Raw genomic sequence first — 6605 nt, forward strand, 5'->3', positions numbered from 1 at the left:
AGGGGCCTGAGGGCAAAGGTGGGATGACGAAATGGGTCTCTTACGCCGAAAAATCGTGCTATCGACGCACACAATTGCACATCGTGAAGTCCGTAACAAGTCACGCTACAAATTCATGCGTTGTGCAGACCTTCCCTAGGTCTCTAAGCGCGCATCAACGCCTCAATCTCGTCTGCAATAACAGGCACGCCACGAGAAATCAACTCACAGCCCACTGAGGTCACGATGGCGTCGTCCTCAATGCGAATGCCAATGTTCCAAAACGCCTCTGGCACATCGACAGCGGGACGCACGTACAAGCCCGGCTCGATGGTGAGCACCATGCCTTCGCGCAAGATTCGGCTCGGGCGGTTGAGGATGGTTTCGCCCGACAACGGGTCTTTGCGCTCGCTGGTTTGACCCAACTCCGTAGGCTCCACATAGCTGCCGCAGTCATGTACGTCCATGCCCAGCCAGTGTCCCGTGCGGTGCATGTAGAACGGAAAGTAAGCGCGTTTTTCGATCACGTCTTGCGCGTTGCCGTGCTTGGCTTGGCTCAAAAGCCCAAGGTCTAACAAGCCTTGCGCCAGCACTTGCACCGTAGCTTCGTGTGGATCGGTGAAGCGCGCGCCCGCCTTGGTCGCAGCCACAGCCGCGTCTTGACTGGCCAGCGCCAAGTTGTAGAGGTCGCGCTGCGGGCCAGTGAATTTGCCGTTGGCGGGGAAGGTGCGGGTGATGTCGCTCGCATAACCATCCAACTCGCAGCCGGCATCGATCAACACCAACTCGCCCTCGCGCACAGGCGCGACGTCGGCGCGGTAATGCAACACGCACGCGTTGGCACCAGCGGCCACGATGGAGGTGTAGGCCGGGAACTGTGAGCCGTGCAGTCGAAACTCGTGCAGCAACTCGGCATCCAAGTGGTACTCGCGCACGTCTTGGCCCGCCCGCAACATGCGGGCGCTGGTTTGCATGGCACGGATGTGCGCGCGGGCGCTGATGGCACAGGCGCGGCGCATCACGTCTTGCTCGTACGCGTCTTTGATGAGGCGCATTTCATCCAAGGGGCCGCACGCATCGCGTTGCTGTGCGGGGCACTGCGCCCCCAAGCGCACACGGGCACGCACGGCATTGAGCCAACCATCTACCCGCGTTTCCAGCCCTTTGTGCGTGGCAAACGGGTACCACACCGTATGTTGGTTTTCCAGCAGCTTGGGCAGCTGTTGGTCCAGCTCGGCCACCGACGCCGCCGCGTTGACGCCCAGTGCCGCGGCGGCAGCATCTGGCCCTAGCCGAAAACCATCCCAAATTTCGCGTTCCAAATCTTTGGGCTGGCAAAACAAGGTGCTGCGGCCTGTGGCATCGAGGACCAACCACGCATGGGGTTCGGTGAAGCCCGTCAGGTAATAAAAATAGCTGTCGTGGCGATACGGAAAGTCGCTGTCGCGGTTACGCGCATGCTCGGGCGCGGTGGGGATGATGGCCACGCCACCGTCGCCCAACTGGGCGGCCAAACGGGCACGGCGTTGTGCGTAGAAAGAAGCAGAGGCTTGGGTCATGGCGAACTCAGTTTGAAAAAGTAGCGGGCTTAAGGCGCAGGTATTGCATTCAACGCCGCCAACCGCTCGGGCGTGCCCACATCGGTCCATGCGCCGGTGTAGAGCGAAGCGCTCACCGCATCATTGTCCATGGCGGCACGCAACATCGCGGCCAGCGGGGCTTTCACGCCAGCGGGGTTGCCGGCTGGAATGTTGCACCAAGTCGCCTCAAAGAACGCGCGTTTGTACAAGGCGATGGTGCTGAAGGTGTAGCGCGGTAGTTGGCTGGTTGGCCCTGTGGTGAGGGTATTTGAAAGCGCCCCACCATGCGCCGTCGTGCTTTCCAGCTTGGGCAGGTTGGGCGCCAGCCCATCCGCCGACAAACCAAAGTCACCGTCAAGGTTGTGCGCAGGATTGGGCACCAACCAAATGTGCGCCAACTGTGGGCTCGATTCAAAGCGCGCATAAGCCTCAGGCGCAAACACAAAGTCTGGGACAAACACATCGCCAGCAGCCACCCAAAACACATCGGCCAGCAACGGCAATGCGCGGACGATGCCGCCAGCGGTTTCCAGCGCAGCACCGAAGTCCACCCCCTCTTGCGAATAATGCAAGTGCATAGGGCCTTGGCCTGCGGTGACCAGCACACCACCAAAGTGCTGCGGGATCTGCTCACCTAACCAAGCGGTATTGATGACCAAGTTTTTAACGCCGCCTCGCTGCAAACCTTGCATGGCCCACTGGATCAGGCGTTGACCACGCACCGACAGCAAAGGTTTGGGGGTGAGGTCGGTCAGCGGGCGCATGCGCTCGCCACGGCCTGCGGCCAAAAGAAGCGCGGTAGCCAAGGGCTTGGAAGGGGTTGAAATGAAGCTTTTTGTCATCACGCCGCAGTGTAGCCAGCCGTCAGTGGCGCATATTTGTCCAAACAACGGTTCTGTGTGGTCAGGCTGGGGTAGGCAGGCTCGCTAAAATCGTGGTTTTCCCTCACACCCACCGGAGCCGCCTGACATGGCAAACACCCAACAAATGGCCAGCGCAATTCGCGCCTTGGCAATGGACGCTGTACAACTTGCCAACTCAGGACACCCCGGCGCGCCGATGGGCATGGCCGACATGGCCGTCGCCTTGTGGGGCGAGCATCTGCGTCACAACCCCAAGAACCCACATTGGTTAAACCGCGACCGTTTTGTCCTGTCCAACGGACACGGCTCGATGCTGATTTACGCACTGCTGCACCTCACGGGCTACGACTTACCGATGAACGAGTTGAAAAGCTTCCGCGTGCTGCACAGCAAAACCGCCGGTCACCCCGAAGTAGGCGTGACGCCTGGCGTGGAGACCACGACCGGCCCCTTGGGCCAAGGCATCACCAATGCGGTGGGCATGGCGCTGGCTGAAAAGCTGTTGGCCTCCGAGTTCAACCGCGAAGGCCATGAGGTCGTGGACCACCACACCTACGCCTTCATGGGCGATGGCTGCTTGATGGAAGGCATCAGCCACGAAGCTTGCTCCCTCGCAGGCGCATGGAAACTGAACAAACTGATCGCTTTGTACGACGACAACGGCATTTCCATCGACGGCCAAGTGGCCCCTTGGTTTTCCGACAACACGCCCGAGCGCTTCAAGGCCTATGGCTGGCAAGTGATTGGCCCCATCGACGGCCACAACGCGGCCGTGGTGAGCCAAGCCATCGCCACCGCCAAACTGAGCACTGACAAACCCACCTTGATCGTCTGCAAAACCAGCATCGGCAAAGGCAGCCCCAACCGCGCAGACACTGCCAAGGCCCACGGCGAGCCTTTGGGCGCAGAAGAAATTGCACTCACACGCGCCGCCATTGGCTGGAACCACGCCCCATTTGAAGTGCCTGCTGTGGTGTACGCCGATTGGGATGCCGCTTCACGCGGCAAGGCCCAAGAGGCCGAGTGGAAAACCACATTCGCCGCCTACAAAGCCGCGCATCCCGCTTTGGCCAAAGAGCTGCTGCGTCGCATGGCGGGCCAGTTGCCCAAGAACTTTGCACAAACCGTGGTCGACACCGTCATCGGCGCCCACACCAAAGCCGAAACCGCGGCCAGCCGCAAGGCCAGCCAATTGGCGTTGGAATCGTTCACCGCCGCCTTGCCCGAACTCTTGGGTGGCAGCGCTGACTTGACCGGCTCAAACCTGACCAACACCAAGTCCACACCCAACCTGCGTTTTGATGCCGCAGGCCATGTGGTGAAAAACGAAGCAGGCCAAGGCGGCCGCCACATCAACTACGGCGTGCGTGAATTTGGCATGGCCGCCATCATGAACGGCGTGGCCTTGCATGGTGGTTTCATCCCCTACGGCGGTACGTTCCTCACTTTCAGCGATTACTCGCGCAATGCCATTCGCATGGCCGCATTGATGAAGCAACGCGTGGTGCATGTGTTCACCCACGACTCCATCGGTTTGGGCGAAGACGGCCCGACTCATCAGTCCATCGAACATGCAGCGTCGCTGCGCCTGATCCCTAACCTCGACGTATGGCGTCCCGCCGATACCGCCGAAACTGCTGTGGCTTGGGCGGTGGCGCTGCAAAACACCAACCGCCCCACCGCGCTGTTGTTGAGCCGTCAAAACTTGCCGTACTTGCCTAAAGGTGAAGCGCGTGGCGATGCGGCCCCTCACAAAACCGCTGGCGACATCTCTGGCCTAGACGCGATCAACAAAGGTGCTTACGTGTTGGCCGAGCCCTCGGAAGTGGGTCTCAAGAAAAAAGCGCAAGCCGTCATCTTGGCCACAGGCTCTGAAGTGCAATTGGCGATGAAGGCGCAAGCCTTGTTAGCCGAACGCAAGATTGCTGTGCGCGTGGTATCTGTGCCCAGCACCACCACCTTTGACCGCCAAAGCGTGACCTACAAATCCGCCGTCTTGCCCGCGGGCATGCCTCGCATTGCTGTGGAAATGGGCTCGACCGACAGCTGGTGGAAATACGGCGTGTCTGCTGTGGTCGGCATCGACACCTACGGCGAATCGGCCCCTGCTCCTGCTTTGTTCAAACACTTCGGTTTCACACCAGAGAACGTGGCCGACACGGTTCAAACCGTCTTGCAGCAGCACGCTTGAACGCGCAAAAGTTTTTAACCTCCCCTTTGAAGGCTTCCACATGACCATCAAACTTGGCATCAACGGTTTCGGCCGTATTGGTCGCTTAGCTTTGCGCGCTGCGCTCAAGCACGGCTACACCGACATCCAGATCGTGGGCATCAACGACCCCAAGCCCGCAGACTACTTGGCCTACATGCTCAAGTTCGACAGCGTACATGGCCGCTTTGAGGGCACGGTGGAGCACACCGAAGACGCGCTCATCGTCAACGGCAAAAAAATCAAACTCAGCCACGAGCGCGACGCACACAACCTGCAATGGGGCGAGATGGGTGTGCACACCGTGCTCGAATGCACGGGCCACTACTTGACCGAACCCACCAGCCAAATGCACATTGCGGCTGGCGCCAAGAAGGTGGTCATTTCTGCGCCTTCTAAGGACAGCATTCCCATGTTTGTGTACGGCGTGAACCACAAGAAATACGCGGGCGAGACCATCGTGTCCAACGCCTCTTGCACCACCAACTGCTTGGCTCCGGTGGTCAAAGTGTTGAATGACAAATGGGGCATCAAGCGCGGTTTGATGACCACCGTACACGCTGCCACGGCCAGCCAAGCGACGGTGGACAGCTCGTCACGCAAAGACTGGCGCGGTGGGCGCAGTATTTTGGAAAACATCATCCCCTCCAGCACCGGTGCCGCCAAGGCGGTGGGAATGGTGATTCCAGAAATCAAGGGCAAGATCACGGGCATGGCGTTTCGCGTACCTACCTCTGACGTGTCTGTGGTGGACTTGACCGTGGAGTTGAACAGCGAGGCCAGCTACGCCGAAATTTGCGCCGAAATGATAGCGCAAAGCGAAGGTGCGCTCAAAGGTGTGCTGGGTTACACCGATGAAAAAGTAGTGTCCACCGACTTCCGTGGCGAGCCATGCGCCAGCGTGTTTGACGCCACAGCCGGTATTGCTTTGGATAAAACCTTCGTCAAGATCGTGGCTTGGTACGACAACGAATGGGGCTATGCCAAGCAGTGCTTGGAGATGGTTCGTGTGGTGGCGAAGAAAAAGTAAGGCAGGCAAGCCTCGTCCCTTTGAAGGCGCCCTAGGGCGCTTTTTCTTTGCTCGTCTTGCAGTCGAGGTAAATAAAATACGTCAATCTGCTTGAAATTATGTAACAAAGTTTCATAGAATGGGATCGTCTAAGGAGATGACATGACTATCAAAATCGGCATCAACGGCTTTGGCCGTATCGGGCGCATGGTGTTGCGTGCGGCCACGCAAAACTTCCACGACATCGAGATCGTGGGCATCAACGACTTGTTGGAGCCCGACTACTTGGCCTACATGCTCAAGTTCGACAGCGTGCATGGTCGCTTCCCCGGCGAAGTGTCGGTGGACAACGGCCACTTGGTTGTCAACGGCAAAAAGATTCGCCTCACCCAAGAACGCGACCCCGCCGCTTTGAAGTGGCATGAGATAGGCGCAGATGTGGTGGTGGAAGCCACCGGCCTGTTCCTCGACCAAGCCACCGCCCAAAAACACTTGGCCGCAGGCGCTAAAAAAGTGCTGCTCTCTGCCCCCTCCAAAGACGACACGCCCATGTTTGTGTATGGCGTCAACCACCTCAGCTATGCGGGTCAGACCATCGTCTCCAACGCCTCATGCACCACCAACTGTTTGGCCCCGATTGCCAAGGTGTTGAACGACAAATGGGGCATCAAACGAGGTCTGATGACCACCGTCCACGCCACTACCGCCACCCAAAAAACCGTGGACAGCCCGTCCAACAAAGACTGGCGCGGGGGCCGTGGGATTTTGGAAAACATCATCCCCTCCAGCACCGGTGCGGCCAAAGCGGTGGGCGTGGTGATTCCAGAAATCAAAGGCAAGCTCACCGGCATGGCGTTTCGTGTGCCCACCAGCGATGTGTCGGTGGTCGATTTGACAGTGGAGCTCAACAGCGAAGCCACGTACAAAGAGATTTGTGCAGAGATGAAAGCACAGAGCGAGGGCGC

General features: G+C 58.9%; 5 protein-coding genes. 3 read left to right on the forward strand and 2 right to left on the reverse strand.

What is annotated here, in order from left to right; genetic code table 11:
* Window positions 1–143 precede the first annotated feature (143 nt).
* Complete coding sequence (locus RMS03_RS01865) at window positions 144–1538, reverse strand: aminopeptidase P N-terminal domain-containing protein (protein WP_310625420.1); 1395 nt, start codon at window positions 1536–1538, stop codon at window positions 144–146.
* Window positions 1539–1567: 29 nt separating this feature from the next.
* A complete protein-coding gene (locus RMS03_RS01870; protein ID WP_310625421.1) occupies window positions 1568–2401 on the reverse strand; it encodes a sugar phosphate nucleotidyltransferase in 834 nt (277 codons plus the stop codon).
* 127 nt (window positions 2402–2528) lie between these two features.
* Between RMS03_RS01870 and tkt the strand changes: the two genes are divergently transcribed.
* The 3 genes from tkt to gap (RMS03_RS01885) form a co-directional block, all read left to right on the forward strand.
* The gene (gene tkt, locus RMS03_RS01875; RefSeq protein WP_310625422.1) at window positions 2529–4613 is read left to right on the forward strand and encodes a transketolase; all 2085 of its coding nucleotides are present in this window, start codon (window positions 2529–2531) and stop codon (window positions 4611–4613) included.
* A gap of 40 nt (window positions 4614–4653) precedes the next feature.
* Window positions 4654–5661: a type I glyceraldehyde-3-phosphate dehydrogenase gene (gap, locus tag RMS03_RS01880; protein ID WP_310625423.1), complete on the forward strand. Its 1008-nt coding sequence runs from the start codon at window positions 4654–4656 to the stop codon at window positions 5659–5661.
* Between the two features lie 141 nt (window positions 5662–5802).
* A partial coding sequence (gap, locus tag RMS03_RS01885; RefSeq protein ID WP_310625424.1) for a type I glyceraldehyde-3-phosphate dehydrogenase occupies window positions 5803–6605 on the forward strand: 803 nt, incomplete at its 3' end.

Origin of the sequence: Limnohabitans sp. (assembly GCF_031538885.1) — a bacterium.
Classification (GTDB): Bacteria; Pseudomonadota; Gammaproteobacteria; order Burkholderiales; family Burkholderiaceae_C; genus Limnohabitans.

Excerpts from the sequence above, each read along its gene's own strand:
- RMS03_RS01865 (WP_310625420.1), bottom strand. The coding sequence starts at position 1,538 with ATGACCCAAGCCTCTGCTTCTTTCTACGCACAACGCCGTGCCCGTTTG.
- RMS03_RS01870 (WP_310625421.1), bottom strand. The coding sequence starts at position 2,401 with ATGACAAAAAGCTTCATTTCAACCCCTTCCAAGCCCTTGGCTACCGCG.
- tkt (WP_310625422.1), top strand. The coding sequence starts at position 2,529 with ATGGCAAACACCCAACAAATGGCCAGCGCAATTCGCGCCTTGGCAATG.
- gap (WP_310625423.1), top strand. The coding sequence starts at position 4,654 with ATGACCATCAAACTTGGCATCAACGGTTTCGGCCGTATTGGTCGCTTA.